This is a genomic window from Nonomuraea sp. NPDC050451 (assembly GCF_044458585.1).
This window is the reverse complement of sequence record NZ_JBITHZ010000036.1, coordinates 1-26,286: the sequence shown is the minus strand read 5'-3', so window position 1 is coordinate 26,286 and position 26,286 is coordinate 1. Positions and strand designations below refer to the sequence as shown.

Sequence of the window (26,286 nt, the reverse complement as noted above, 5' to 3'; positions counted from 1 at the left end):
GAGGGCGAGCAGCCCGTCAAGCGAGGTGGCACGCTGTGACGACATTCCCGCTCATCGCCGTGCTCCTGCCCTTCATCGCCGCCGCGGCAGGCCTCCTGCTCTCCCGCTGGCCCCACCAGCGTCCTAGCGCCCCCTCCAGCACAAGAGCGACACCGCACCCCAAGACGCCCAGCCCAGGCACCCCGGCCGACAGCCTCGAGACGACAACGCCCGCCTCCGAAACCACGTCCAAGGCCACAATTCCCGCCCCCGAAACCGTGACCTCCGCGATAGAGGCCACGACGCCCGAGCGCGAAGCCAAGGCAACCGAGGCGACCAGAGTCGCGGCCCAGGGAGCCAACACCAGGGCAGCCTGGATCGCGATCCTCCCGACCACACTCTCAGCGATCCTGGCGGGCTGGCTCGCCTGGGGCCCTGGCCTCGCCTACCTGCACGGCGCCACCACCTCCCCACCCACAGGCCAGACGTACGGCACCATCATCACCGGCGGCGTCCCGATCACACTCGCCCTCCAGGCCGACAACCTGTCGAGCATCCTCGGCGTCCTGGTCACCATCGTCGCCCTGGCCGTACAGATCTACTCCGTCGGCTACCTCAAGGACGACCCGCGTTATCCCTCCTACAGCGCGTTCATCAGCCTGTTCACCAGCGCCATGCTCCTGGTGGTCTACGCGGGCGACCTCCTGGTCCTGTACGTGGGCTGGGAGATCATGGGCCTCTGCTCGTACCTCCTCATCGGCCACTGGTGGGAAGACCGGAGCAATTCCCGCGCGGCGGTCAAGGCGTTCCTCGTCACCCGCCTGGGCGACGTCGGCTTCCTCTTCGGCATCTTCGTGCTCGGTCTCGCGGCAGGCAGTTTCCGCATCAGCGACGTGCTGGGGAAAGTGCCGGAGATGTCTGCGGCCACGCTCGTGATCGCCACAATGCTCCTGCTGGCCGGTGTGGCGGGCAAGAGCGCGCAGGTCCCGCTGCACACCTGGCTGCCTGACGCCATGGCGGGCCCCACGCCGATCAGCGCCCTGATCCATGCCGCCACCATGGTCGCCGCCGGCATCTTCATCGTGGCCAGGCTGTTCCCCGCGTTCCTCGCGGCCCAGCCCACGCTCGACGTGCTGGCCGTCGTCGCGGCCCTGGGCATGCTGGGCTCCGCGCTGGCCGCGTTGGCCCAGGACGACCTGAAACGCGTGCTCGCCTACTCCACCATCAGCCAGCTCGCGTACATGGCAGGCGGCCTGGCCGCGGGCTCCGACACGGCGGCCATCTTCCACCTGCTGACTCACGGCGCGTTCAAGGCCCTGCTGTTCCTGTGCGCGGGCGCGGTGATCCACCACGTCGGCTCCAACCTGATGACCCAGATGGGCGGCCTGCGGCGCGAACTGCCGGTGACGTTCGTGACGATGACGATAGGTTTCGCCGCCTTGATGGGCATCCCTCCGGCCAGCGGCTTCTTCAGCAAGGACGGCATCCTGCTGGCCATGGACCGCGCACTGTCCACCGGTGGCCTGACGGACGCGGCCGCGCTCCTCGTGTACGGCTGCGCGCTCGCGACGGTTGCCGTCACCGGCGCGTACGCCACCAGAGCCTGGCTACGCACGTTCTTCGGCGAGGCGCGGGCCGTGGCGCTCCCAGAGCCGGAGCCGGGCACGGCCCACGTGGTGGACGTCACCGAGGCCCCCCGCACGATGCTCGTTCCTGTCGTCGTCCTCGCCGTCCCCGCCCTGCTGCTGGGCTTCGCCGGGGAACTGCACCTGGACCTCGGCGTGGCCGCCGTGAGCATCGTGCTCGCCGCGCTCGGCGCCGGAGCGGTGTACGCGTTCTGGCGTATCGACCCCGTCGCCGACCCGGCCCGTCTGCTGGGCCCGTTGCGGGGGCCGTGCGAGCGGGCGTTCTACGTGGACGGCCTCTACACCGCGCTGTTCGTACGCCCGGTCCTGGCCCTGGCCAGGCTCGTGGTGCGGACGGACGACGTGGTCGTGGACGGGGCGGTGCGCGCGTCCGGCAGATCGGCGCGCGGATTGTCCGGAGTGCTGCGACTGGCCCAGAACGGCAATGTCCAGCTCTATGTGAGCGGCGTGCTGGCCGGTGTCCTGCTGATAGCGGTGGGGGCGGTGGTGTTCGCATGACAGCCTGGTCTCGCCTCAGGGCAGAGGTAGGGGTGCGCATGACGGCCTGGTCTCGCCTCAGGGCAGAGGTGGGGGTGCTCGCATGATGGCCTGGCTCTCCGTCGCACTGCTGGCCGTGCCGCTGCTCGGCGCCCTCCTGCTCCTCCTCGCGCCGCACCGGCTCCGGCCGCTGCTGCACACGTACGGACTGACCCTGTCCGGTCTGACACTGGCGCTGGCCGTGCTGATGGCGGCGACGTTCGACTACTCGCGGGGCGCGCGGCCGCAGTTCGAGGTCGACCGGGCGTGGATCCCCGGGCTGGGGCTCCGCTTCCACCTCGGCGTCGACGGGATCTCGCTGCCACTGATCGTGCTGACGGCGCTGCTGACGTTCCTGTGCTTCGTCTACCTGTGCTGGGGCACCGCTCGGAGGGGGTTCGTGGGGGCGCGGCCGAGGGCGCTGGTGTTCACGCTGCTGGTGCTCGAAGTAGGCATGATCGGTACATTCCTCGCCCTCGACCTGCTGCTCTTCTTCGTGTTCTTCGAGATCGTCCTCATCCCGATGTACTTCCTGATCGGCATCTGGGGCGGCGAGGGCCGCCGGGCGGCGTCGGTCAAGTTCATCCTGTACACGCTGCTCGGCTCGGTCGTGATGCTGCTCGGCCTGCTGCTCGTATGGGCCCAGACCGGCACACTCGACATCGAGGCCCTGAGCGCGGCCCACGGTGCCGGCATGGCCAGGTCTGTGCAGATCCTGGCGTTCGTGGCGATCGGCATCGGCCTGGCGGTGAAGACCCCCATGTGGCCTTTGCACACCTGGCTGCCAGACGCCCACACCGAGGCTCCCACCGTCGGCTCGGTGCTGCTCGCCGGGGTACTGCTGAAGATGGGCACGTACGGCTTCGCCAGGATCGCCATCCCCATCCTTCCCGAGGGCGCGATGGCGGTGGCGCCGTGGCTCGGTGCGTTCGCCGTGGTGGGCATCATCTATGGCGCTCTGGCCTGCCTCGCCCAGCGTGACCTCAAACGCATGATCGCGTACTCGTCCGTCGGCCACATGGGCTTCGTCCTGCTGGGGTTCGCCACGCTGACCCCGGTCGGCATCAACGGCGCCCTCTTCGCGAACGTCGCCCACGGCCTCATCACCGGCCTGCTGTTCTTCCTGGCCGGGGCGATCAAGGACCGCTACCACACCGCCGACATGCCTTCCCTGGGCGGCGGCATGCTGGCGACGCTGCCGCGGCTGGGCTCGGTGCTCACCTTCGCGGCGATCGCCTCGCTGGGGTTGCCCGGGCTGGCCGGGTTCTGGGGAGAGATGCTGGCGCTGTTCGGGGCGTTCCAGCCAGCGAACGGGCTGCCCCGCGGGCTGTTCCTGACGTACATGGCGGTCGGGGGTCTGGGGGCGGTCCTGACGGCCGCGTACTTCCTGGTCATGTTGTCCCGCGTGACCCATGGCCGCCCCCGAACGGGCGGCGCCCTCTTGGACGAGTGGGAAGGCGCCACGCCGGACGAGCGTCCCGTCGTACCTCTCGGTTCGACGGCAAGACGCTCGGCAACGGCCACCCTGGAGCCACCCCCGAGACCGGAGCCCTACAGCGGCGAGACCAAGCCTCCAAGCACCACCGAACCCGGCATGCCTTCGGACCACGCCGCACGGTCCGGTGACGAAGCGCTCCTGGAAGGTGCCGGGCCTTTGAGCGGCGGCACGCCTTCAGACCACACCCGACCGCCCGGCGCCGACGCACGCCTGGCGGAGGCCGAACCCGTGAGTAGCGGCACCTTCTCGGGCGGCCCTCCACGGCAGCAGGCGGCAGACGACATCAGGAGCTACGAGCTGCTGGCATGGACGCCGCTGGTGGCCCTGATCCTGCTCTTCGGACTCTGGCCCGGCCTCCTCCTGTCGCTCACCACACCGGCCGTGCAGATCCTGCTGGGAGCCGTCTCATGACCCAGCAGATCGACTACTTCGTGATCGCGCCCCCGCTGACGCTGGCCCTGGTGGCCGGCCTGGTGCTGCTACTGGACGCCTTCCTTCCGGCCCGCCCCCGTACGAAGCCCGTGCTGGGACTCGTCACGCTGGCAGGCGTCCTGGTCGCGCTGGCCTTCGTCGTCGCGCAGGCGATCAGGGGCGGCCCGCCGCGATCGACCTTCTGCGTCCCGGCCGACCTCGCCGGTCCCGCCAGGCTGTGCTCCTTCGTGGCGGACGGGTTCACGCTGGTGTTCGCGGGCATGGTGCTGGTCGCGGCCGTGGTGGTCGTGCTGATGTCGATGACCGAACTGGCGGGCGGCGGCATCCCGGTCGGTGAGTGGTACTTCCTCCTCCTTTGCACTCTGGTCGGCGCGGTGACCCTGCCCGCCTCCCGAGACCTGATCATGCTCGTGGTGGCGCTCGAGCTGGTCTCGCTCCCGGTCTTCGCTCTCACCGCGTTGAAGCGCTACGACGGCCGGGCCTCCGAAGCCGCCGTGAAGCTCTTCGTGGTTTCGGTGGTGTCGACGGCGGTCATGTTGTTCGGCGTCTCGCTTCTGTACGGCGTCGCGGGCACGGTCTACCTGTCCCGCCTGGCGGCCGTGTTCAGCGGTCAGGCCCCGGCGCCGGGGATGGCGGAGGACACGGCCCTGGCGACGGCCCAGGGTCTGCCCGCCGTCGTCTCGGTCGGAGTCGTGCTGGTCGTGGCGGGGTTCGCCTTCAAGATCGCTGCGGTGCCGTTCCACTCCTGGGCGGCCGACGTCTATCAGGGCGCCCCCGTCCCCGTGGCCGCGCTGCTCTCGGTGATCTCCAAGGCGGCCGGGTTCGCCGGGTTGATCCTCATACTGGTCGCCGGACTGTCCGGGCAGGCCGCCACGTGGGCGCCCATAGTGGGGGTCATCGCCGCGCTGACCATGACCGCGGGCAACCTGCTCGCCATGCGTCAACGCTCCGCCGTACGCCTGCTGGCCTGGTCCTCCGTCGCGCAGTCCGGCTACATCCTGGCGCCGCTGGCGGTGGCGGCCCAGGGCATCGCGCCCCGGCTCGCCGGGGCGACCGGCGCGCTCCCAGCCCCAGCCGGAACCGGGGCCGGCGCGGTCGGGGTCGGCGGGGTCGTGGTCGGCGCGGTCGGCACCCCGCTTGGGCAGGTGGGCGGTGACGCGGCGCCACCGGTCGTGGTCGGCGCAGTCGGCACCTCCATGGCGTACCTGGTCATCTACGCCGCCATGAACCTCGGCGCGTTCGCGGTGGTCCTGCTCGTCTCCAGGACCGCCACCCGCAATGAGCTCGACGACTACCGGGGCCTGGTGTTCCGGCGCCCCGCGGCGGGGCTCGCGCTGGCGTTCTGTCTGGTCTGCCTGGCCGGCCTGCCACCGGGCCTGGCCGGGCTGTTCGCCAAGGTGTTCGTCTTCCGCGAGATCGTGGAGGGCGGCTCAGGCTGGCTGGCCCTGATCATGGCCGTCAACACCGTGATCGGCCTCTACTACTACGCCGTCTGGACCGCGCGCCTCTTCACCTCTCCCACGGCACCGGTCCTCGTCCGGCACCACCCGACGCCCGCGACGTGGCTGGCCATCGGCCTCGCCATGGCGGTGGCCGTGCTGTTCTCGATCGCCCCCCAACTGGTCCTGGACATGACCTCACTGTCCGCCTTCGGCTGAGAGACGAACCATGGAGAAAGTCGCGCTCCGCCCGCAGCTGAGCACACCGGGGAGCGGCTGGGGAACGAAGGACCGGGTCGTGGTCGTTGGAGGAGGTGAACCCAGACCACGAAGGGGGGAACCTTGCACCACAACGGTCTGCGCACGGCCATCCTGCTGGGCGGCCTGTCGGCGCTGATTGTCGCGGTGGGCGCGTGGTTGGGCGGCGGCGCCGGTGTGCAGATCGCGCTCGTGCTCGCCCTGGCGAGCAACGGAGTCGCCTACTTCTTCTCCGACCGCATCGCCCTGTCGGCCATGCGTGCCAGGCCGGTCAGCGAGGTGGAGCAGCCCACGCTCTATCGGATCGTTCGAGAGCTCTCCACCGAGGCTCGCCAGCCGATGCCGCGCCTGTACATCTCGCCGACGGTGCAGCCGAACGCGTTCGCGACCGGCCGAAGCCCTCGCCAGGCCGCGGTGTGCGTGACGTACGGCCTGACCCAGCTGCTCGACGAGGCCGAGCTGCGCGGAGTGATCGGGCACGAGCTGTCACACGTGTACAACCGGGACATCCTCATCTCCTCCGTCGCCGGCGCGCTGGCCACGATGATCACCTGGATCAGTTACGTGGCCGTGTTCTTCGGCGGCTCGGACGATGACGAGGGGCCGGGCTTCGTGGGCGCGCTGCTGATGATGGTGCTCGGACCGGTGGCGGCCGGGATGGTGCAGATGGCGATCTCCCGGACGAGAGAGTTCCAGGCCGACGAATCGGGTGCCAGGCTCACAGGTGACCCGCTCGCCCTTGCCTCGGCGCTCCGCAAGATCGAGATGGGTGCCCGCAGGCTTCCGCTCCCCGAGAACAGCCGCCTCACTTCGGCCTCCCACATGATGATCGCGAACCCGTTCAGCGGCTCCGGCTTCGGCCGCCTGTTCTCCACGCATCCGCCCACGTCCGAGCGGGTCGCCCGCCTCGAGCGGATGGCCGGCTACCGCCGCTGACCCATGCGCCGATTAACCAAGGCGGAGCGGAGGCTCTGGAACGCGTTCGCCACCGGGCAGATCGTCGAGCTGGGCCCGTTCGAGATCGGCCCGCCCCGCACGGCCGGCGCGAACGCCCCCACGGACGGCCACACGTGGGGGCCCGAACGCTCGATCAGAGCCGAAGTGATCGCCCAGTTGCTCCTCGGTGCCCGCGACACCGGCACCGGCTCGGTCCCGGCGGTACGTCTGCGCGGCGCGCGGATCACGGGCCGGCTCGCGATCGTCGGCGGCACGATCCCGTACGAACTCAACCTGATCGGCTGCCATCTGGATGAACCCATCCGTTTCACCGACTCCACCACCCGCACCGTACGCCTCACCGACTGCCACCTCCCGGGCCTCAGCGGCGGCGGCATGCGGGTGGCCGGGCACCTCAGCCTGTCCGGCTCGAACATCACCGGCACCGTCCGCCTGAGCCGGGCCCAGTTCGAGAGCGGGCTGTGGCTGGGCGGCACCAAGGTGACGGCCGACGACGACGAGGGATGGGCGCTCTACGCGAACGCCGTCGTCGTGGACTCCGGCACGTACATGCGCAACGCCGACTTCACCGGAGCAATCGGCCTGGTCGGCGCCCGCCTGAACGGCGGCTTCTTTCTGGACGGCGCAACCCTCCGCAATCCTGGCAAGCAGGCCCTCATCGCCGACAACATGGTCGTCGAGGACGTCATGCGCTGCACCGATGGATTCCTGGCATTGGGCTGCGTACGGTTACGCGGAGTGCGGATCAACGGGACACTCTCGCTCGACGGAATCATCCGAAGCCCGGACACCCGCTACGCCCTCCAGGCAAGCCACATGGAGCTTCGCGAGCTCTACCTGAAGCCCGCGAAGCCCATCGAAGGCGTTGTCACCCTCGCACACACCACCGTCGGCACGTTGCACGACAACCCAGACACCTGGCCCGAGAAACTACGCCTGAACGGCCTGACCTATGACCGGCTGCGTGGCTCCGGCGTAACCCGCCGAATCGACTGGGTGACCCGGGATCCGGAGGGGTTCAGGCCGCAGCCGTACGAGCAACTCGCCGCCTGGTTCCTCAGCGACGGCAACGACGCGCTCGCCCGGCGCACCCAACTCGCCAAACTCCGCGCCCGCCGGCAGACGCAGGGCCTCGGAAGCCGGGCGTGGGGGCGGCTGCTCGACGTCGCGGTCGGGTACGGCTACCGCCCCTGGTTGGCGGGCATGTGGTTCGCCCTGCTGCTGGCTCTCGGGACGGTCGTCTTCGCCATCAACCCCCCGAGAGCGCTCAAACCCTCCGAGAGCCCCGATTTCAACCCCTTCGCCTACACCTTCGACCTCCTGCTCCCGATCCCCGCATTCGGGCAACGAGAGCTGTTCGACCCGGGCGGGTGGACGCAGTGGCTCGCGTACGGACTGATCGTCTCCGGCTGGATCCTGGCCACGGCGCTGATCGCCGGCGCTACGCGGATCCTCCGCCCCCAGTAACCCCCGTCGACACGTCATCCGCGACGATCTGGCGCAGGATGGACGCGAGATTCGTGGGAAAGAAGGCCTCTTCCGTGCTCTCGAGCTCCTCCACGCTCCACCACCGATAAGCCGTCGTCGTGTCCTTCTCGATCTGCTCCATGTGATCGAACGACACGACCGCATCGGTGCCCACCCAGATCGCGAAGAACGTCTGATCCTGCGTGATGGCGTACTCGGCCCAGTTGAACTCGATCACACTGTTCCCGTACGGCCCGCTGAGCTCGTCCGCATTCGCCCGGATCCCGACCTCCTCGAACAACTCCCGCGCCGCCGCCTCCTGCAACGTCTCGCCGTCCTCCGCCGCCCCGCCGATCGTGAACCAGAACGGCTCGTCGGGGCGAGCCGGATCAAAGCCATAGAGCAGGAGGACCCGACCTTGATCATCAATGGGCAGGGCACGCGCCGTAAAGCGGCGCAGGGGGATCTTCGTCACGTTTACCGAGCTTACGATCGAGCCCCGACATACCGCCCGCCGCCACTCACCATCCCAGGCCACTTGTGGCTTATGGGCGCTGCCTCCATGCTTCGCGGTCGCTGTCCACCCCGCGCGGGTCAAAGATCAAGCGGGGCGCTGAGCTCAGCCGGAGCCGTCGCGGGCATATCGGCGGCTTCGGCTGAGCCTTTGCTGTTTAGAGATCGATGAGCTCGGGCTAGAGGGACCCTGGCTGGAGCTGGACCTTGGATTGGATGGAACTGAGGTACTCGTTCAAGTGCCGCCGAAGCCCGGCAATCTCATCGCCGAGAGCCGCAAGGTCTTGTCTGACCTCATTCCGGAACTCGGCGATGTCGGCCTTTATCTGGGCGACTTCGGCCGTTGTGGCCTTGCTGGCGTCACTGCTGGACGCGCCCGCTTCGAGTGCCCGCATGCGTGACGTCAGGTCGAGAAGGCGTCCTTCTATGTCCACTGTTCCACCCTTACGGCAGAGGGAGTAATCCCCTGTGGTTGACTCCATCCATGGTCCCACTGAGTGAGAACTCGGTGACGGACAGTTTTCCAACCCTGTCGATGGGCGCCCGTAGCCAGGCAGTGGTTCTTTCACACCGGTGCCTAGATTCCTTTTCTCCCGGAGGGGGATCGAAGTCCCATGGTGCGTACGGACAAAGAGCTCTGGCCAGCGAAAACGAGTCGAGGCGGACGGATCTGAAAGACCGGATGCCGCGTCGACGATCGACACAAGCACGAGGTCTCGGGTAGATGGTTCAACGGCCCAAGAAGACCATCAAACGCGGAGACTTCGCCAGCACCTCATTGGTGACGGTGCCGGAGCCGTCCCTGCCCGCCGGACGTACGCCGGAGCGCCCGCCGATCTGGACGAAACGGCGGCTGATTGACGGATCCGATGCGGATACGGGTGGGAGCGTTTTAGCGGAATTCCCAGAGCGGTATGGGCGCTGGCAGACGATCTATGGGTTGTTCCGACGACGGCATCGTGATGGCACCTGGCGGATCTTGACCGCCTCACAAGCCCGGGCAGAGGCGGCTTACCGGCTCAAACCTCATTGGGCCGCGACCGCCTCGCTTCGGCACGCTCGCCATCCGCGACAAAGCCGCCATCCCGCATCGCCACAATCAACGAGTAGCTATGAACCCACTTCTGGAATACGGCTCTAGGCCATGCACATGGGCGTTGGCGGCCCGCGGCGCGGTGGGTGCCCCATCTCCAATTGGCCTGGATCACCCACGGAGCCATTTGGCCGATCCGCAATGGCACCTCGGCCAAGACCGTGTAGCTCGCTCTCAGTCACTCCACACCGAGGACGCATACATGTGGGGGAGCGGCCCGAGGCACAGGAGAAGACGCGTGCCCTTGTGGACAGCGCGCTCGACCGTGTGCCCCGGATGTGCCCTCCGAGTCCAGCGGAACGCTGAAACGCCAGTTCAGAGGCCTGAAATAGGCCCTCGCTAGCGGTAGTTCACGAACTGGAGGGCGATGTCCAGATCCTTGCCCTTCAGAAGGGAGATGAGCTCCTGAAGGTCGTCCTTCTTCTTCGAGCTGACCCGGAGCTCCTCGCCCTGAATCTGCGCCTTGACCCCCTTCGGCCCCTCGTCGCGAATCAGCTTGGAGATCTTCTTCGCGTTCTCCTGGTCGATGCCCTCCTTCAGGCTGACCAGCATCCGGTACTCCTTGCCCGACAGCTTGGGCTCGCCCGCGTCGAGGATCTTCAGCGAGAGGCCCCGCTTGACCACCTTCTCCTTGAACACGTCGAGAGCGGCGTTCGCCCGCTCCTCGCTGTTCGCCTTGATCTCGATGTTGTTCTGCCCTGACCAGCTGATCGCGGCCCCCGTACCCTTGAAGTCGAAGCGGTGCGCGATCTCCTTGACCGTCTGGTTCAGAGCGTTGTCGACCTCCTGGCGGTCGATCTTGCTCACGATGTCGAAAGACGAATCGGCCAAAACACTCATCCTCTCAGCGGCGAAAGCACTACCCGGATCCTGCTTCCCCGGCGTACGCGAAACGCGCGGACCCAGCGAACGAGCCTAGCCAGCATCGGCCCGCCGCGCAGGACACCGCTCCCCGTACGGGGAACCGTCCAGATTCGCGCTCCCCTCCGCCCGTTTCGGCGCGGTGCCAAACAGAGATCCGGCACGCACCCAACCGGTGTCACGTACACCTCGGAAGTCCGCTATCCTTCTATCTGTCGCCGCGAGAGCGGATGGCAAGGCAGGTTGCCCGAGTGGCCAAAGGGAGCGGTCTGTAAAACCGTCGGCTCAGCCTACGCAAGTTCGAACCTTGCACCTGCCACACGCAGTAAGCGCAGCTCAGAGGCCCTTCGGGGCCTCTTCTGCATTTCAGGGGTATGCAGCCGGATGCCGCCGTGAGCGGCCCGTTGTCACAGGTCCCGGAATATGTCCGGAATGGATCATGAGGCGTTTCCCCTGGTCGGGGGCCTTGATCCGGAAGATCTGCGGATCGTGTGGGCGTGGGAAAGTACAGGGAACGCCGAAGGGTCCCGGTGGCGTGCCGGGACCCTTCGGGGTGGTGCTGGGTGATCATGCGGCGAGGGCGTCCTCAATCCGCTTGTTGGCGATCTCCTGTTGGCCGTCGAGGCACTTGGCGTAGACCCTGAGCAGCACGTCCACACCGTGCCCGGCTCTCTCAGCTACGTCCGGGGCGGGTACGCCCGCGTTGAGCCAGAGGGAGACGGCCGCGTGCCTCAGGTCGTACGGCCTGCGAGCCAGGGGAGAGGCAACCTGGGCGGGCGTGAGCGCCAGGGCACGGGCGTCCTGCCAGACCTCTGTGTAGGCGGTCGAGGCCACGACCTTGCCGCGCTCGCTGCGGAACAGCCGGCCATCCTCGGCCACGCCGAACTCTTCGATGTGTTGCCGGAGGATCTGGACCAGCTTGGGCGGGATGGGAACCGGGCGAACGTCGTCGCGGCCCCGGTGTTTGAGGCCGCGTTCCTCATGGGCGTCTCCGGTGTCGGTCCATCGGGTGTTCACTTCTGGGCGGGAGACATCGACGAGGATGCGGCCCCAGCCGGTTGCCGGAAGATGGCAGTCCTGCTTCCTGAGCGCGACGGTCTCGCCGGGACGTAGGGCCGCGTAGTACATGCAGGCGAACATGGCTTGGAGCCGGCGCCCGCGACCCCGCACGCCTACGGAGGCCACTGCGGTCAGCAGCGCTTCAGCCTGGCGGGGATTCACGACGACCCGCGGATCCACCGTCTCCGTGGTCTTGGGCGGCTTCCACTTGACCTTGTGCACCGGGTTGGCGGTCAGTTCCTCCAGCTCTACCGCGTACTCCAGAACGGCGTGCAGGACGGCGCGCTTGCGGCGGATCGTGTTGGCGCTCGCTGCCTTGCCATCGAGCCGGAGCGCCAGGGCATCGAGTGCCAGCCGCACAGTCTTGGTCTCGTTCAGGTCGGTCAGGTCGAGCGAAGCACCTTCCAACCACCGCAGCGCCTGCTTGCTCTCTAGCGGCACATCCGGACGCTTGGCCTCAGGGAGGAGCGCGTACTTACGTAGAGCCGTACGCAAGATCTCGGCGTCCGGACGGCCGGGGCGGTCTTTCGTGAGAGCGGGCAGGACCGTGGCGAGGCCGTCAGAGATGCTGTCGCGCGTCTTGGCCGCCGCATGCGGCCACTTCATGTCGATATAGGCCCTGACGAAGTCGTAGACGGTACGGGCCTCCTTGGCCTTGAGCATCGACTGCGGGAGGCCCGTCCCCAGGTCGAACAGCTCACCCTTCTTGGCGGCCTGGCGCAGGTCGGAGAGCCAGTTCTTCGCCTGCGCCGACGTGCGGAAGGTCTTGGACTTCTCCCGCGCCGCCACGGTCCAGCGCACGGTGTAGGAGATCGTCTTGCGGTTCTCACCGGGTTTGGTGGACTTGTTCGGGCGGATGTCCCAGAACTTCACGTCGTAGGAGGCGTTCACGCGTCCTCCCTCAAGGACTCCAGCCAGATATTGAGTTCGCTGCGATAGATGCGCAGTTCGCCGTTGGGCAGGCGGATGCCGTCAGGCGCCTTGCCAATCTCGCGCCAGCGGTAGAACGTGCGGCGGGACACCCCGCCGAGCTCGTTGAGGACCTGGCGGACGGTCAGTAGTTCGTCGTGCTTGATCATGCGGCCCTCCCCATGCCCTCGGTTGCCGAAAGATCTTGTCCGGCTGCTCTGGCTTCCAGCTCTCTGAGGTGGGCTCGCCAGCGTTGGCGTTCGTGGACGGATCTCAGGAGTCGTACGGCGAGTGGTGGCACGTTGGCGTCTCCGGCCGGGACGGGTCGCCAGATGTAGCGGTGTGGGTCGGTGGGTTCGTTGGTCTGGCCGAGGGCTTCCAGGACCCAGGTGCGGCGGTCCTGTTTGTGCTCGGCGAGGGTCTTGTTGGACCACTTGCGGGAGACCAGGACACGGCGGCCTGGGTAGCCGAGGTGTTCGGGCTTGTGCGCCTTGGATCGGCACTGGCCGGGGGCCATCCCGGCTTTGGCGTTCTTGGGCTGGACGCCGTAGCGCAGCCAGTTCGGGCAGGTCGGCGAGCACGGTTCGTACCGCAGGGCGTCGACCATGCGGGCGGCGTGCTCGCGATGGACCTGGCCGCCGTCGAGGGTCTCGCCGATGGACTTGGTCAGGTACTTGGACAGGTACCGGATGCACTGGTCAGCGTCCGGCGTACCGGCGAGAACACCTTGGACGTCCACCTGATCGCCGAAGCGGATCACGTGGAGCGGCTCGGCGTCTTCATGGAGGGCGTCGAGCGCCTGGTCCCATGTGGGCAGGACCTCGCCGGTTGCCGGGTCGAGGTAGCCGGCCTCTTCGTCCCACACCGGCAGCCGATCGCCCTCGAAGCGCACCTCGTCGGCCTGAGGCCACCACACCTGGTGATAGGTGGCCGCGGCGATCTGCTTGATCTCCGCACGCGGCAGGGTGCCCCGGATGGCCATGTGCAGGTGCGGGGCGAGCCGCTTCTGAGGTTCGACAGCCGCGAAGTACTGCACGTCATAGCCCGCGACCCGGCGCAGGTTCTGCACGAAGCGATCCACGAGCTTGGAGAAGTGCAGCGCGTCCCGAGCAGCGCGCCGGTAGTCGTAGGTGTCGGGATCGATCGGGACGCCGTCACGGACCTTGCCGTAGCTGGGCAGAGTGAGCGTGACGAACAGCGACGGCCGGTAGGTCTTGCCGTCGGCGGTGGTGAAGGTGCGTCCAAGGGTGGTGTTGGTCATCTTCCGCTTGGGCAGGTCGGGTGCGTCCTGCCGACGCCGGGTCGATCGGGTGCGCTTGGGCACCGCGGATCCGGTGACGCTGCCCCGCATGCCAGCGGCGTTGATCTCGTCATCGAGGCCGGACAGGACCGTGTCCAGGTCGGTGGTGTCGTCGCCGGCCTGCTCGGCGGCATCCCGCTTGGCCTGCATGTCGGCGCGGAACTCGACCAGCCAGCGCTGCTCCTCGTTCGGCTCGTCGGGCATGATCGTGGGCTCCTCGTCGAGGTGCCAGCCCTCGCGGCATTGGGCCATGCGGAGCTGCCGGTTGCGCTTGGCACACGGCGGGCACTTGCTGGCGAGAACGGCCCCGCACGGCACGTCGATGATCTCGGACTTGCCGGTGACGATGTCGAGCCGCCGCAGCGGGACGGGCCTGATGCAGACCCCGTGGAGCTTGGCGACCTCTACGAGGACATCCCGGGCCATCGGCATGGCCTGGCGGACGGCCCGAGGGAGAGCACGGTCGTGCGGATGGTTCACGCGGTCCTCCCTTCGTCGGTGGTCTCGGTCATCACGGCGCAGAGCCGGTAGTGCTCGTGGGAGGGGGAGGCGTGAACGTGGGGCCGGTAGAGCTCGAAGACCCGCATGCGGGGCACGTCACGGGCGGTCAGCAGGACCATGAGCGGGCGGCCTGCGACCAGGCTGATTTCGTCGGCTGTGCCGTGGAAGCAGATCTTCACGCGGCCTCCCCGTGCGGGGCGTAGGCGTCGACCATGGCGCGGATGTCGTGATCGGAGACGTAAGCGGCGCGCACCCGGACGGGTTCGGGGCTGGCTTCCAGCCGGACGTAGCCGACGCCCGCGCCCAGCTCCGGGACGGGGGAGATGTGGTCGGCCAGGGCGCCCCGGTCGCGTGCGCCGTCGCCGAGGACCATGTCCACCTGTTCCGATTCGTCGAGCCGGAGGGCGATCTTGTCGGGGAACAGGTTGCGGATGTTCATGACCTCTTTGCGCGGGTCCTGAAGCGTGGCCAGGACGCCGACGCCGACGGCGCGCCCTTGGGTGGTGAGGGTGGCCAGTGCTGCGGAGATGCGTTGCCTGAGTTGCCGGTCGGACTGGTAGGCGGTCAGGAACGCCACTTCATCGACTATGACCAGGACGAACGGGTCATCGACGGTGGGTGTGTGGGAGCGCTGGAGTCCGGCGAAGCGGGCAGCTCGTTTCTGCATGACGCAGACGGCCTCGTCCAGTAGGTCGGCGCACTCCTCGGGAGTGGCTGCGTACCGAGTGCCGAACAGGTCGCGTCCGTAGGACAGCTCCATGAGCTTGGGGTCCAGCGCCCACAACTCGACCAGGCCCGCGCTGGCGGCGGGGAGCAGGGAGCGGATGACGGACCAGATGATCGATCCTTTGCCGGCCCCGGTCGCGCCCGCGACGAGGACGTGCGTGCCGTGCACCTTGAGCCGCCACGGCCGCCCATCCTCGCCTTTGCCGATCTCGACCGGTCCCACGGTCGGCTCCTGCGGTATGGCGAGCGCTGGCAGGGGCGAGGCAAGTGGATCGCTGCGCGGGAAGGTCAGCGTCAACCGCCCGGCCCGGGATAGGGCCACCCGGCACGACTTCGCGCCGAACCCTTGGGCCAGGTGGTCGGTGCGGTCGGCCCAGTCCTTGACCGCCTGTCCCTTGAGCATGCGCACGGTGACCAGGTCGGCCCACGAGGTGCAGGTGACCTTGCCGAGCCGGGGGAGGTAGTCGCGGCCCCGGAGGTGACGGCCGAGACCGGAGACGATCATGACGGGTTGCCAGTGTCGCCGGTAGACCCAGACGAGCCGGCACCAGGCCAGCAGCCGGTAGCCGACCAGGCGGGCGAAGGACGGCCGGTCGAGGAACGCCCACGAGGCCAGGACCAAGACGACAGCGCCGAACAGGGATGCTGCCAGCGGCCAGCCGTAGAAGTACCAGGCCGCGCCGACGGCTACCGGGATGGCGGTGGCGATGGGGTGGCGCCAGATCGTGCGGACGAGCCGGGCCAGCGTACGGCAGGCCAGGAGAACGATGGTGATGATGGCGGGAGTCTTGACGACGGCCGGTCGGAAGACGACGGCCGTGTCGGGCGTGGTGGAGACGAGGTTGCGCGCCTCGTCGCCAGGCAGCCGCTTGAACATAAGCTGGGAACCTCTCGTGATGTGGAGTCAGGGGAGAACCGAGGGGCCGCCGGAAGTTGCCGCTTCCAGCGGCCCCGCCTCATGTCAGGCCGCCGGGTCGGTGGCGTCCTTGGTGGTGGCCGACTGTTCGGCGTGTAGCTGCTCGCAGTCGGCCAGGTAGCGAGCGGCAGCGGTGAAGATCTCTCTGGCGATGGCCAGGTCGGTGTCGGTGACCGGCCCGGCTCCGGTGGTGGAGATGTGCACGGCGGCCTCGTGAGAGTTGAACTCCAGGTACGGCCGCGGACTGCTGAGCAGGAGTCCGGCGCGAACCTTGAGGTCGGGCGTGTGGAAGGAGACGCCGACGTGCGGCGTGGACTCCGGGCGCAGGGACAGGGTGACGTAGGTGTACGGGCCGAGATTCATGCCGCGACCCCCTTGCCGTCGGGCAGCCCGTAGAAGCTGCGCTCGATGGAGCGGGCGAAGCGGTGGGCCTCGCGGGCGAGCTGGCGCGCGAACTCCAGGTCATCGGCCGTCACAGGTCCGTTCGTGGTGACCAGGACGGAGGTGGCGCCGAAGTCGAGCGCCAGGACGGGCTCACGGCGGGCGTATGGGTGGTTGAGGGTGCGGGCGGCGTGCCCGGTGGTCAGTCGGATCACGCTGTTGCGCGGGGTACGGCGGCGGGTCATTTAGGCGGCGTCCTTTCCGGCCGAAGCCTTGCTCTGGGTGGGCTGGGTGGTCTGGCGGGGTGCGTGCATCTCGCGGACCTTGATCGAGTACGCGAGGCGTCCGGCGGCGTTGACGTACGGCGTGATCGTGATGCCGTCGAACTCGACCGGCGTGAACGGCAGGCCCGGCATCGGCTGCGGCGGTACCGGCTGGACGGGTGCGAGGATCTTGACCGCCACGGTCTTCTGGGCGGGCTTGAGGGTCGGGTCACCGTCCATGACCGCGACCTGCCAGACCAGCTCAGCGGTCTGCTTGTCGCGGGCCTGCACGAACCGGCCGTTGGAGGAGGCGTCGAAGTCCTTGACGGGCTCGACCTCGCCGACGATGTAGCAGCCGTGCGGGAAGACCATGTTGTAGGTGACGGGGATGGGTCCCTGGATTGCCATCTTGTTCCTCTCGATAGCGGTGGAGAGCCCTTCGTTCGCTCGTCCACTTGTCCGCATGAGTTGAGAGTAAGTGATCGCAACTCGTCCGCACAAGTGGATGACTGGTAAGTGGCGGGTAAGAGTTAGCTCACCTTGAAGACATCTTCGAGCTCGTGCAGGCTCCCGGGCAGGGCCAGGCTCGCCACCATCAGCACGTTGCCGGCTGGGTCATGCACGGTGGCCAGCACGCCGAGGACGGGGTTGGATGACCCGAGCAGCTCGGCTTCTTCCTTGGTGGGCGTGCGCGCGCTGACTCGCTCGGTGATGTGGTCGAAGCGCAGGTGCTTGACGGCCTGGAGGTGCTGGCGGATGCCGCGCCGCAGGGGTTCGGGCTTGTCCAGGTCGGTGCCGATGGCATGCTCCAGTGGCACCCAGAACGTCTCCACGGCCGAGATCACGTCCGCCTGTCGAGCCACCCGCTTACGCATGATCACTGGGGTTTGCTCGGCGACACCCAGCAGCCGCGCTACATGCCGGGGAGCCGGTACGCGCCCGGCTTCCACCACCGCATCGGCGCTCTCGCCCTGCTCGGTAGTCGCCTGGCTGGGCCGTACGATCTCGGCCGCGCTCTCCGGACGACCCTTCACAAAGGAGCCGCGCCCGTGCTCGCGCTCGATCCAACCTTGCATGGCCAACGTCTGAAGGGCACGCACCACTGTGGTTCGGCCGACGCCCAATTCGCGCACCAGCTGTGTTTCGGACGGCAGCATGTCGCCCGGGGCGTACTCGCCTGACTCGATACGCTCTTGAATGGCCCGCATCACCTGGGCGTATTTCGGTGGGGCGAAGTCCATGCTCATCTCAACCGCCCGTTCGCTCTTGCACTCATGCGCACAAGCACAGTACCGGCTAAGGATGTGCTTGTCAGGCCCCATCAGGGTACGGGCATAGTGACCCTACTGGCGTCTCGATCAAGGGCATCGAGGAGCGTGAGGCACTTCGCGCACGCCTGTGGGGCATTGGGGGAGAAGGTCAGCGACCAACCGCAGAAGGGCAGCGGCCTGACCGGCGAAGAACAAATGGCGACCTTCGTTCCAGGCGCCACCGCGTGCTGCTTCAGGACGCGACCCTCTTTCGAGAAGCCGGCCACGTACGTCTGGACAGTGACCTCAGACGCGCCCGCCGGTTCATGAAGCGCGAGGTCATCCCATGCGACAGCCCAACGCTGCACACCTTCCGGAAGGTCGTACCACTCGCCGTCGAGCTTCAGGAGAGCGACGTTGCCGTTGCGCAGCACCGCCACCACGACCCCTTCGCGCCCGATCAACATAGATCGGTGGGCCAGCGTGGAGCCCGGGCTGTGCTCCATGGTCACGATCGTTGCGCGGTTCCCGACGCGCTCCCACGCCCCGCTCACTGAGGCTCCCCCGAGGGCACCTCGTGTTGGTCCACCTCAGCGCATTGCTGGGTGCGCAATTCCTCGTACCGCATGGCGATACGACGGGCCGCCCGAAATGGATCAGTCGCCGGATGCCACGCATATATGACGCGCCGACGACCGGCATTCCACCCGGTACGCCACCAAAAGCGCCCGCCATCGCACCACACGACCAGGCCCACCCAGACCGAAACCAACGCCAGCCCATAACCGTCATGGACATCGGCCTTGATTCCGTCGTGCCGCAGAGCCTCTTGAAGGAGCTCGGCCGACCGGCAGGGATCCGTTCTGATCATCATGGGGGCGATCATTTGGCGACCCGCTCAAATAGCACGGACCCAGCCGGGTCGACATATGCCCGGAAGATATGACGGCTTGACCAGCCGTCCGCACCCGCACCGAAGTCGAAGACCTTGTGCACGATGCTGCCCCGAATGGCGGCGTCACCCGGCATGCCTCGCATCGCCTTGCGCAGCTCGTCCATCGCGGTGGCCTGGAAGGCAGAGGACCCGCACGGTCCCAGGGCTTCACCCTGCTCCGAGGTGATGCGGACTTCCCACTCGAACCGCTCCTGCGCCGTCTCGGCCGGCCCCGGGCAGTGCAGGCAGTCCTCTTGGGCGGATGCCGCGAGACCCAGCCCCGAAGCCGCCACGTGGCCGCGCCGGGTGACGATCTTCCAGCCCCGTCCCTCGCACTCTGTGCATCTGACTGGCGTTGTCATGCCGGACAGCATGGTTACCGATACTTTTCTTACCTATCCCACGCTGATATACGACGATGGGATATAGGCTCCGCCACACGGCAATGCATCATCCGGACATGACAAAGCCGGAGGTCAGCAATGCAAAATGGCGCGTTCGACCCAATTGAACTACCCGCCGTTCTCTGGGAGCGGGAACAGACCCGGGAAATTCTCAGAGAGCGCGACATTGCCGGACTTTTCGGTCTTGCGGTCAAATACGGCGCCAGTCAGGTCCGCATCGGCACCGCCACCGGCCTCGGTCAGCCCCGCGTCAACGCCGTCCTGCGCGGCAACGGAACGATCAAAGAACTCGCCGTCATCGAGCGCATCGCCTCCGGCCTACGCCTGCCCGACCACGCCCGCATGCTCCTCGGCCTGGCACTCCTCGACATCGCCTCACCCACCGGCGACCACGACGACGAACACGAAGAACAAACCACCGAACTCATCAGCCGCCTGGACGCCGCCGCAGCCGTCGACCCCACCACGGTCATGATCCTGCGCACCGACACCAACAACCTTCGCCTGCTGGACCGCCGCCTCGGAGGCCCCGCCATCGCCGACAAGATGCATGCCCAGATGGCCCAGATCCAGCGCGCCCACCGCCACGCCATCCGCCCCGGACTTCGCGCCCAACTGGCCCACCTACTCGCCGAAACCGCCTCACTCGCGGGATGGCAAGCCATCAACACCCTGGCCCTCAACGACGCCTGGACGCACTACGAGCGCGCCAAGGCCGCCGCCTACGAGGCCGACGACGCGGCCCTGCTCGCCTATGTCTCCGGCGAACAGGCGTACGTCCTCATGGAACTCGGCCGCCCCGCCGAAGCCACCGAACTCCTCCAGCATGTTCACGAGCAGCACGGCGCCCGCGTACCGGCGCGCCTCCGCACCTGGCTCTCAGCAGCCGAAGCCGAAGCCGCCGCCATCCTCGGCGACGAGACCACCTGCCGCGCGGCTCTCGACCAAGCCACCGCCCTTCTCCCCGAAGGGGACGGCGACCCCGACATGCCGTACCTGTCCATCAACGCCCACCACATAGCCCGCTGGCGCGGCAACTGTCTCGTACGTTTCGGCGACCCAGACACCGCCGAAGACCTTCGCTCGGCCCTCGCCGGTATGGACGGCACCTACAACAGAGCCGAATCAGGCGTCCGCTGCGACCTCGGCCATGCCCTCCTGGCCGTCGGCGACCCCGAAGCCGCCCAGCCCCACATCCAACGCGCTCAGCAACTGGCCACCATGACCGGCAGCCGCAGACAGCGCCGCCGCATCGACGAACTGGCGAAAGCCGTCAACCGCGCCCTCGGCCGTTGAGCCACACCTGAGCCTGAAGCAACCCGATCAACGTCCCCGACGTCCAGATGTCCCCGCGGGCAATCATGCTGGGAACCTCCGCCATCGGAACCCACTCGATCCGGTCGGCCTCCACCTCACCCTCAGGCGAGCCCACCAGCTCGGCGCCGCGCGCCACGAACAGCAGGTGCTCCGCATCCACCATGCCGGCCATCGGCTGATAGCTCACCAGGTGCTCGACGTTCTTGGGTCGGTACCCGGTCTCCTCTTCCACCTCCCGGATAGCGGTCGCCATCGGATCCTCACCGGCCTCGACGAGCCCACCGGGGAGCTCCCACCCCCACCGGTCGAACACGAACCGATGCCGCCACATCAGCAACACCCGATCCTGCTCATCCAGAACGACAGCGATCGCCGCCCGATCCAGATGCACCACGTGATGCTCGAACCGCTCCCCGCCTGGGATCTCCACATCGGCCAGCCCCAGCCGAATCCACCGGTTGTCGTAGATCAACCGTTCCCCGTGTACCACCCAGCGCGTCAGCTCAGCGTCATCAGCCACACCGCGAAGCTACCGTCTTACTCATTCGCGGTACATGGCTTCCGGCTGTCCTGAGACGTGACCACTTGCTGCGCTGGGCACCTGCCTGAGAGTTCCCTGAATGAGGAGGGCGCTCTCTAAACCGTCAAGCCGCCGTCCGGTGGGCGGTCGGGCCGGACCGGGCAGGCGTGCGGCCTCTCTGGGCCGGTCCCGCCCGACCGGCCCACCACACATCGAGCGCAGGCTCAACGACGTGGGGAAGCCTGGACTTAGACAGTGTCGAAGTGCGGTGAGACCGCCATGATCAGCACAGGCACAAGCATGCCGCCGGCTGGGGGTCTTCAGCCCCGAGGTGATCGGCTCGTGAGAGCTGGGGTGGCTGACGTGGAAGTCTGATCACCTCGCCTGCTATCGACCCGGGCAAGCCCAGCGGGCCGGCTCCTCCGTATCAAGCCCAGCCGTGCACGCAGGACAACGGATGAGCGAGAAGCGGCGGCCAGTCGACGTACACGCGAAGCCGAGCTTGACACCCCGTCCCCCGTCCCCCGTCCGCTGCCGCTACGCGCCAGGTCGACAACGAACGAGGTGATCAGGCAACCTGCGCGTTGTGGTGCAGCTGGGAGGTGTCGGCCGAAGCCGTATCGGGCGCAGCATAATTGCACCGATTATATGTCTCTAATTGTGCCCAAAGACAGCTTTCGTCTCTTGTTGATAACAACAATGCGTGCGACGTGGTCCATTCGGAAGAAAAGTTGCAAGATGCTTGGGTGCGACGGGTTCATCTTGAGGCGGCCGAGGATCACGTTGAGCGTCTTGCGCGTGAACGAGACCCGGTTGGGGCAGTCAAGGAACTCATCTGGAACTCTCTGGACGCAGATGCCTACAGCGTTGTGGTGGAGTTGAAACGCTCTGAATTGGGCGGTGTTGAACGAGTTAGCATCAAAGATGACGGATCGGGCATACCTCCTCAATCCTGCGGACCTTCATTTGACCGCATTGGCGGTTCTTGGAAACCGGGAGCCCGTGTATCCCTGCAAGAGAGCAGACCCTTGCATGGCAGGAGAGGGCAGGGCAGGCTTCGTGGCTATGCACTCGGCTCCCATCTGCAATGGACGACGGTCGCTCCAGATATTACACGCAATTTGTTTAAAACTGTCATATCGGCATCAATTGATGCTCGCAACGACTTTGTGATATCAGATCCGAAGCCGACAGATGAGTCGCCTGGTACCATTTTTGAGGCGTGGGGAGGGCAGGGTGGGCTAAACGCTCTGTTGGCCGAGAGCGCCACGAACAAGATCATCACCGAGTTTGGCCCATATTTGATCCGATACCCAAACATCTCCGTCGTGTATGACGGAAAGCGAGTGGAACCAGGCCCGGCAATCAACAAGGATACGTTGCGGCCATTCTCTTTCGTGGTTGATGGCACGGAGTTCTCCGCCAATATCCGCATCATCGAATGGAAGATGAAGGTTACTCGCGAACTTCACCTATGTGATGAGAACGCGGTATCCATGGATATCATCGATATGGGCATTAAGGCTCCGGGGTTCGATTTCACAGCCTACATTCTATGGTCTGGCGTCCCTGATCACCTCGCGGATTTCGTCCTTGTCGACGATACGCAGACTGCTATTGGTGCGCTCGTGCAAGCTGCACGTGTGGAGTTGCGCGATCACTTCAAGCAGCGCATAAGAGAGCGCCGTACCGAGCTCGTCGAGCAGTGGAAAGCGGACGACGTATATCCTTATCGGCACGAGCCGCAGGATGATGCCGAGTTGCTTGAGCGGGAAACCTTCGACACGGTCGCCGCAACGATCAGTCGGCACATTCCCCGGACGAAGAGGCAGCAAAAGATAACTCTTGCCCTCCTGCGGGAAACTGTGCGTCACCAGCCAGAGCACGCTCATCGTGTGCTGGATGAGATCTTTAAGTTGAGTTCTGACGATAAGAAGGAGCTTTCTCGACTTCTGGACCGAACAAGCTTGGCGAACCTGATAAAGGCCGCAAACAGTGTTGCTGATCGTTTGGACTTCTTGCGAGTTCTCGAGCATCTCGTTTTCGATCCCGAAGCCTCCAGACATGTCAAGGAGCGCGTGGAGCTTCATAAGATTCTTGAGAATGAGACCTGGGTCTTTGGGGAGCATTATGGGCTACTGGTAAGTGATCGATCTCTTGATGCGGTACTTGATCGCCATCTCAACCAGCTTCGCAGGCCAGTGCGCTCACCGTCACCAGTCCGGCGCGAGGATGGATCAATTGGAATTGTAGACCTGATGCTCTCGCGCTCGCAGCGCGAGAATGGGCGACTCCAGCATCTGATTGTGGAACTTAAAGCACCGAGAGTTGTGGTCAGCGACAAGGAACTCTCACAGATAAAGAGCTATGCACTTGCGGTAGCGGAAGACCCTCAGTTCACTGACGTAACTGTAAACTGGGATTTCTGGCTAATCACCAGCAAGATGAATGGTCTCGCACGTGCTGAGGCCCGCCAACAGGGACGTCCTGTTGGATGTGCGCTTGACTACGCTGAGGGTTCCACGCGCGTACGGGTGTGGCTCAAGACCTGGTCAGAGCTAATTGAAGATTGCCGCGACCGCCTTCACTACTTCAAAGATCACTTCAATCATGACTCCTCGGTCGAGCAGGCGTTTGCATATCTTGAACACAGCAATGCCGGAATTGTCTCGGACGAAGTTCTGCACACCGTTCCTCGAACCGTGAACGTATCCTCGTTGAACTCGGTTGACCAGGACGAGAATGGCGAACGATCTGCTCCAGAAGCTGAAGCTGAAGCTGACGTGCGAGCTTTGCCCGCCGCACCATCATCAGACGAGTGATCAGCCAGTGCCTGCCCGCCCGCTGCGTTTAGCCATCGTCCACACGCACCTGACCATGGTCTCGATCACTGGAGCAGGGCGATTGGTCCGCCTGAAAAGCGGACGGGCACTAGCTGGACACTTGTCTATTTCCTCTGGCTTCACCTGGTGGCACTGGGCTCAACCGGACAGGGGTTCAACCGGAACATTGCCGAATAGTTCTTGTAGGTATCAAGGCGGCGGCGCGGCGCGCCACCGCACCCCCGGCCCTCCGCCCGCCCGCCGTCCGGGCGTGCGGCCTGGGGGCCGGTCCCGGACGGCGGCGGGACACCGGGCCGGGCACCGCACGCCGGCCCCGCCGTACTGACCGATCGCTCCGGCCGGGGTTACCGCGCCGCCGCACAGATGCAGCCCTCACGATCGCCACTGCATGGCTGGACACCGTACGTGCTTGGGGGCGATCGACGATCCAGGGCTCGTTCCTCACCCTGGCTCACCGAGTAACGGGCTGATCACCGCGCTTGACCCGTGGACTGGCGGATTGCAGGGTGACGAACTATGGGTAGGAGACGCTACGTCGCCAGAGGCGTTCCCGGCGGTTACCGGATCTGGGACAACAAGTCGCGCCGCTGGTGGGGCGACCTCTACGAGTTGTGCCCTGACGACCTGCTCGACGAGCTGAACGGCGCGCGTAACCACGACAAAATCACGGCCCTGCTCAAGCGTTATAGAGCTATGCAGCGGTAGGCCACGCTCCTGCGAACACCAGATGCCTGCCGGCAGCCGAAAAAGCAGATCAGCAGGGCGGGCGTGCGCGGTGTCAGGCTGCTGATGTCCGTGGACGTCCTCGAGTATGGTCCTGTCATGGAGATCCCCGAGCTGGCGGAACTGATCTGGCTCTTCGAGGACGAGCCGCAAGGCGAGGACGAGGACGTTCATTGGCCAGTCGGCCTCCACTCGTTTCAACTCACCCGAGGCGCGATATCGGTCCTCTTCTCCATCGATCCCACGGCGGGTGAGGCGTATATCAGCCTCTACGTGGACGGCGAGGAGATCACGTACATCAAGCGGCTGCGGCGTCTCGGGAGACTGTCGGTCGAGCGCGAGCGGTCCGGCTACGAAGGGCTGAAGCTGTGGTTCCGGGAGGACTACAAGGAGCCGGTTGCGCTCCAGACCAAGCCCACAATCCGGCTCTCATGGGAGGTGCAGTCTCTCGGCGAGTGGTAGCCAGGGGCACAGGTGGGCGGGCTGATCACAGTGAAAGCGACTGCCGATCCAACGGGAGCCACCCGAGCGGACGATCATGAACTGTGGCGAACGGGACTGGACAGCGAGAGTGCCGTCCACCGAGGCGGCGAATGCATGCGAACGCCAGCGAAGATCGTTTGGGAACCTACGAATCAGATAGTCCGAGCGTGTATCGCGCGTAGCGGTCGCCAGGAGAAGTGAACTCGATGCCGTTTTCATCGAGGGCGTTGAAGATCGTCACCTGGCCGTTCGGGAAGCCGAACCCCAGAGACGCGATCGTTCCCTCCACGAGATCCCTGTTTCTCCACATCAGCAGCTCCACTGCCGAACAAGGCTGCCCGACCAGTGCAGTGAGCTCGTCCGGTACGTCATCTCGCCATGCCAGGTGGAAGTCCGGCCAGTCCAGCGCGCACACCGGATCGATGGTGTTCCAGGTGATCGAGACCTCGTCGAACTTCCAGTGGTTGATCTCGACCTGCTCGCCCTCGAAGTCCAGGAGGATCGGGCAGTTGGTGAACCACTCATCCTGTTCGAGATCCCACACCAGCAGCGCACGGGTCAGCCGCCGGCCGACGAGGTGCGCGAGCCTCGTTCCATGAGCGGCTGTGAGCGCCGAGCGTCCACTCAACCACTCCGGCCTGTATCCCGGCACCCCGAAGTTGAACATCCAGTGATTGTGCCGGAGTGTCCTCGCGTCCGGCGTGCCATTAAGGGCGGTCAGCAGCGGTCAATCACGGTCACTCGCGGACGGTCCTCAGCGCAGGTCGAGGCCGTTGCGCCAGGTGATCAGGCCGTTTTGCAAGCAGGAAGTCAGGAGTTCGAATCTCCTAGGCTCCACCTCGTGAAGCATCCCGCCACTGATCATGTGGCGGGGCGTTCGTGTCATTAACGTGCCATCACGAGGTCCAGGGAGCTGCTACGACCTATGCCTCCGGCGGGGAGCTCGGGCTCCGAGATGATCGCGACAAGCTCAGGTGGTCACGGGGTTGAGGTAGAAGCCTGATGTAGAACGACACTCCGTTTGAGCACGTAGATGACGTGCGGCGACATGGCCGTTGTCCATGATCTTGAGTGTGATTGAGTCAATCGTCGCTGTTC

25 protein-coding genes and 1 tRNA gene are annotated in these 26,286 nt (G+C 66.2%); 11 read left to right on the top strand and 15 right to left on the bottom strand.

Annotated features, from left to right (window positions below):
• Positions 1 to 35 precede the first annotated feature (35 nt).
• The 5 genes from ACIBI9_RS54095 to ACIBI9_RS54075 all read left to right on the top strand — a co-directional run bounded on the left by ACIBI9_RS54095 (position 36) and on the right by ACIBI9_RS54075 (position 8,192).
• Complete coding sequence (locus tag ACIBI9_RS54095) at positions 36 to 2,123, top strand: NADH-quinone oxidoreductase subunit L (RefSeq protein ID WP_397235268.1); 2,088 nt, start codon at positions 36 to 38, stop codon at positions 2,121 to 2,123.
• A gap of 82 nt (positions 2,124 to 2,205) precedes the next feature.
• Positions 2,206 to 4,050 (top strand): NADH-quinone oxidoreductase subunit M, encoded by a 1,845-nt coding sequence (locus ACIBI9_RS54090; protein WP_397235267.1) that lies wholly within the window; start codon positions 2,206 to 2,208, stop codon positions 4,048 to 4,050.
• On the top strand, positions 4,047 to 5,729 hold the full coding sequence (locus tag ACIBI9_RS54085; protein ID WP_397235266.1) for an NADH-quinone oxidoreductase subunit N: 1,683 nt from the start codon (positions 4,047 to 4,049) through the stop codon (positions 5,727 to 5,729). Before ACIBI9_RS54090 ends, ACIBI9_RS54085 begins: the two co-directional genes overlap by 4 nt.
• Before the next feature lie 123 nt (positions 5,730 to 5,852).
• A complete protein-coding gene (htpX, locus tag ACIBI9_RS54080) occupies positions 5,853 to 6,704 on the top strand; it encodes a zinc metalloprotease HtpX (RefSeq protein WP_364846672.1) in 852 nt (283 codons plus the stop codon).
• 3 nt (positions 6,705 to 6,707) lie between these two features.
• A complete protein-coding gene (locus ACIBI9_RS54075; RefSeq protein ID WP_397235265.1) occupies positions 6,708 to 8,192 on the top strand; it encodes a hypothetical protein in 1,485 nt (494 codons plus the stop codon).
• On the opposite strand, the gene ACIBI9_RS54070 is transcribed toward ACIBI9_RS54075, so the two are convergent.
• Entirely contained in the window at positions 8,167 to 8,667 is a 501-nt protein-coding gene (locus tag ACIBI9_RS54070; RefSeq protein WP_397235264.1) for an NUDIX hydrolase, read from the bottom strand. The two genes, ACIBI9_RS54075 and ACIBI9_RS54070, sit on opposite strands and share 26 nt — an antisense overlap.
• A 277-nt stretch (positions 8,668 to 8,944) precedes the next feature.
• Between ACIBI9_RS54070 and ACIBI9_RS54065 the strand changes: the two genes are divergently transcribed.
• A complete protein-coding gene (locus ACIBI9_RS54065; RefSeq protein WP_397235263.1) occupies positions 8,945 to 9,106 on the top strand; it encodes a hypothetical protein in 162 nt (53 codons plus the stop codon).
• A gap of 1,031 nt (positions 9,107 to 10,137) precedes the next feature.
• Here ACIBI9_RS54065 and ACIBI9_RS54060 read toward each other — a convergent pair.
• On the bottom strand, positions 10,138 to 10,638 hold the full coding sequence (locus tag ACIBI9_RS54060) for a YajQ family cyclic di-GMP-binding protein (RefSeq protein WP_397235261.1): 501 nt from the start codon (positions 10,636 to 10,638) through the stop codon (positions 10,138 to 10,140).
• Positions 10,639 to 10,896: 258 nt separating this feature from the next.
• Here ACIBI9_RS54060 and ACIBI9_RS54055 point away from each other — a divergent pair.
• A tRNA-Tyr gene (locus tag ACIBI9_RS54055) sits at positions 10,897 to 10,978 on the top strand.
• Positions 10,979 to 11,226: 248 nt separating this feature from the next.
• On the opposite strand, the gene ACIBI9_RS54050 is transcribed toward ACIBI9_RS54055, so the two are convergent.
• The 11 genes from ACIBI9_RS54050 to ACIBI9_RS54000 form a co-directional block, all read right to left on the bottom strand.
• Positions 11,227 to 12,609 (bottom strand): tyrosine-type recombinase/integrase, encoded by a 1,383-nt coding sequence (locus tag ACIBI9_RS54050; RefSeq protein ID WP_397235260.1) that lies wholly within the window; start codon positions 12,607 to 12,609, stop codon positions 11,227 to 11,229.
• On the bottom strand, positions 12,606 to 12,797 hold the full coding sequence (locus ACIBI9_RS54045) for a helix-turn-helix domain-containing protein (protein ID WP_358394802.1): 192 nt from the start codon (positions 12,795 to 12,797) through the stop codon (positions 12,606 to 12,608). Before ACIBI9_RS54045 ends, ACIBI9_RS54050 begins: the two co-directional genes overlap by 4 nt.
• Positions 12,794 to 14,359, bottom strand: coding sequence for a replication initiator (locus ACIBI9_RS54040; protein ID WP_397235351.1), 1,566 nt, complete (start codon positions 14,357 to 14,359; stop codon positions 12,794 to 12,796). Before ACIBI9_RS54040 ends, ACIBI9_RS54045 begins: the two co-directional genes overlap by 4 nt.
• Before the next feature lie 44 nt (positions 14,360 to 14,403).
• On the bottom strand, positions 14,404 to 14,607 hold the full coding sequence (locus tag ACIBI9_RS54035; protein WP_397235259.1) for a hypothetical protein: 204 nt from the start codon (positions 14,605 to 14,607) through the stop codon (positions 14,404 to 14,406).
• Positions 14,604 to 16,031: an FtsK/SpoIIIE domain-containing protein gene (locus tag ACIBI9_RS54030; RefSeq protein WP_397235258.1), complete on the bottom strand. Its 1,428-nt coding sequence runs from the start codon at positions 16,029 to 16,031 to the stop codon at positions 14,604 to 14,606. Before ACIBI9_RS54030 ends, ACIBI9_RS54035 begins: the two co-directional genes overlap by 4 nt.
• 84 nt (positions 16,032 to 16,115) lie before the next feature.
• Positions 16,116 to 16,433 carry a hypothetical protein gene (locus ACIBI9_RS54025; protein ID WP_397235257.1) on the bottom strand — a complete coding sequence of 106 codons (318 nt, stop codon included), beginning with the start codon at positions 16,431 to 16,433 and terminating at the stop codon, positions 16,116 to 16,118.
• Positions 16,430 to 16,696: a hypothetical protein gene (locus ACIBI9_RS54020; protein ID WP_397235256.1), complete on the bottom strand. Its 267-nt coding sequence runs from the start codon at positions 16,694 to 16,696 to the stop codon at positions 16,430 to 16,432. The genes ACIBI9_RS54025 and ACIBI9_RS54020 overlap by 4 nt, the downstream gene beginning before the upstream one ends.
• Positions 16,697 to 17,122 (bottom strand): plasmid replication, integration and excision activator, encoded by a 426-nt coding sequence (locus ACIBI9_RS54015; RefSeq protein WP_397235255.1) that lies wholly within the window; start codon positions 17,120 to 17,122, stop codon positions 16,697 to 16,699.
• A gap of 122 nt (positions 17,123 to 17,244) precedes the next feature.
• Complete coding sequence (locus ACIBI9_RS54010) at positions 17,245 to 17,961, bottom strand: GntR family transcriptional regulator (RefSeq protein WP_397235254.1); 717 nt, start codon at positions 17,959 to 17,961, stop codon at positions 17,245 to 17,247.
• A gap of 74 nt (positions 17,962 to 18,035) precedes the next feature.
• The gene (locus ACIBI9_RS54005; RefSeq protein WP_397235253.1) at positions 18,036 to 18,470 is read right to left on the bottom strand and encodes a hypothetical protein; all 435 of its coding nucleotides are present in this window, start codon (positions 18,468 to 18,470) and stop codon (positions 18,036 to 18,038) included.
• 376 nt (positions 18,471 to 18,846) lie between these two features.
• Positions 18,847 to 19,272 (bottom strand): hypothetical protein, encoded by a 426-nt coding sequence (locus tag ACIBI9_RS54000; protein WP_397235252.1) that lies wholly within the window; start codon positions 19,270 to 19,272, stop codon positions 18,847 to 18,849.
• Positions 19,273 to 19,380: 108 nt separating this feature from the next.
• On the opposite strand from ACIBI9_RS54000, the gene ACIBI9_RS53995 reads away from it, so the two are divergent.
• Entirely contained in the window at positions 19,381 to 20,598 is a 1,218-nt protein-coding gene (locus ACIBI9_RS53995; RefSeq protein ID WP_397235251.1) for an XRE family transcriptional regulator, read from the top strand.
• On the opposite strand, the gene ACIBI9_RS53990 is transcribed toward ACIBI9_RS53995, so the two are convergent.
• The gene (locus ACIBI9_RS53990; protein ID WP_397235250.1) at positions 20,576 to 21,139 is read right to left on the bottom strand and encodes an NUDIX hydrolase; all 564 of its coding nucleotides are present in this window, start codon (positions 21,137 to 21,139) and stop codon (positions 20,576 to 20,578) included. The genes ACIBI9_RS53995 and ACIBI9_RS53990 overlap by 23 nt on opposite strands.
• Positions 21,140 to 21,849: 710 nt before the next feature.
• Between ACIBI9_RS53990 and ACIBI9_RS53985 the strand changes: the two genes are divergently transcribed.
• From ACIBI9_RS53985 to ACIBI9_RS53975, 3 genes are all read left to right on the top strand, one after another.
• Positions 21,850 to 23,961: an ATP-binding protein gene (locus ACIBI9_RS53985; protein WP_397235249.1), complete on the top strand. Its 2,112-nt coding sequence runs from the start codon at positions 21,850 to 21,852 to the stop codon at positions 23,959 to 23,961.
• 537 nt (positions 23,962 to 24,498) lie between these two features.
• A complete protein-coding gene (locus tag ACIBI9_RS53980) occupies positions 24,499 to 24,687 on the top strand; it encodes a hypothetical protein (protein ID WP_397235248.1) in 189 nt (62 codons plus the stop codon).
• Positions 24,688 to 24,804: 117 nt separating this feature from the next.
• A complete protein-coding gene (locus ACIBI9_RS53975) occupies positions 24,805 to 25,167 on the top strand; it encodes a hypothetical protein (protein WP_397235247.1) in 363 nt (120 codons plus the stop codon).
• Between the two features lie 166 nt (positions 25,168 to 25,333).
• Here the strand turns inward: ACIBI9_RS53975 and ACIBI9_RS53970 are convergent, their stop codons facing one another.
• On the bottom strand, positions 25,334 to 25,855 hold the full coding sequence (locus ACIBI9_RS53970) for a hypothetical protein (protein ID WP_397235246.1): 522 nt from the start codon (positions 25,853 to 25,855) through the stop codon (positions 25,334 to 25,336).
• Positions 25,856 to 26,286: the final 431 nt, after the last annotated feature.

Excerpts from the sequence above, each read along its gene's own strand:
- ACIBI9_RS54090 (WP_397235267.1), top strand. The coding sequence starts at position 2,206 with ATGATGGCCTGGCTCTCCGTCGCACTGCTGGCCGTGCCGCTGCTCGGC.
- ACIBI9_RS54085 (WP_397235266.1), top strand. The coding sequence starts at position 4,047 with ATGACCCAGCAGATCGACTACTTCGTGATCGCGCCCCCGCTGACGCTG.
- ACIBI9_RS54075 (WP_397235265.1), top strand. The coding sequence starts at position 6,708 with ATGCGCCGATTAACCAAGGCGGAGCGGAGGCTCTGGAACGCGTTCGCC.
- ACIBI9_RS54060 (WP_397235261.1), bottom strand. The coding sequence starts at position 10,638 with ATGAGTGTTTTGGCCGATTCGTCTTTCGACATCGTGAGCAAGATCGAC.
- ACIBI9_RS54045 (WP_358394802.1), bottom strand. The coding sequence starts at position 12,797 with ATGATCAAGCACGACGAACTACTGACCGTCCGCCAGGTCCTCAACGAG.
- ACIBI9_RS54040 (WP_397235351.1), bottom strand. The coding sequence starts at position 14,359 with ATGCCGATGGCCCGGGATGTCCTCGTAGAGGTCGCCAAGCTCCACGGG.
- ACIBI9_RS54030 (WP_397235258.1), bottom strand. The coding sequence starts at position 16,031 with ATGTTCAAGCGGCTGCCTGGCGACGAGGCGCGCAACCTCGTCTCCACC.
- ACIBI9_RS54025 (WP_397235257.1), bottom strand. The coding sequence starts at position 16,433 with ATGAATCTCGGCCCGTACACCTACGTCACCCTGTCCCTGCGCCCGGAG.
- ACIBI9_RS54020 (WP_397235256.1), bottom strand. The coding sequence starts at position 16,696 with ATGACCCGCCGCCGTACCCCGCGCAACAGCGTGATCCGACTGACCACC.
- ACIBI9_RS54015 (WP_397235255.1), bottom strand. The coding sequence starts at position 17,122 with ATGGCAATCCAGGGACCCATCCCCGTCACCTACAACATGGTCTTCCCG.
- ACIBI9_RS54010 (WP_397235254.1), bottom strand. The coding sequence starts at position 17,961 with ATGAGCATGGACTTCGCCCCACCGAAATACGCCCAGGTGATGCGGGCC.
- ACIBI9_RS54005 (WP_397235253.1), bottom strand. The coding sequence starts at position 18,470 with ATGGAGCACAGCCCGGGCTCCACGCTGGCCCACCGATCTATGTTGATC.
- ACIBI9_RS54000 (WP_397235252.1), bottom strand. The coding sequence starts at position 19,272 with ATGCTGTCCGGCATGACAACGCCAGTCAGATGCACAGAGTGCGAGGGA.
- ACIBI9_RS53995 (WP_397235251.1), top strand. The coding sequence starts at position 19,381 with ATGCAAAATGGCGCGTTCGACCCAATTGAACTACCCGCCGTTCTCTGG.
- ACIBI9_RS53980 (WP_397235248.1), top strand. The coding sequence starts at position 24,499 with ATGGGTAGGAGACGCTACGTCGCCAGAGGCGTTCCCGGCGGTTACCGG.
- ACIBI9_RS53975 (WP_397235247.1), top strand. The coding sequence starts at position 24,805 with ATGGAGATCCCCGAGCTGGCGGAACTGATCTGGCTCTTCGAGGACGAG.
- ACIBI9_RS53970 (WP_397235246.1), bottom strand. The coding sequence starts at position 25,855 with ATGTTCAACTTCGGGGTGCCGGGATACAGGCCGGAGTGGTTGAGTGGA.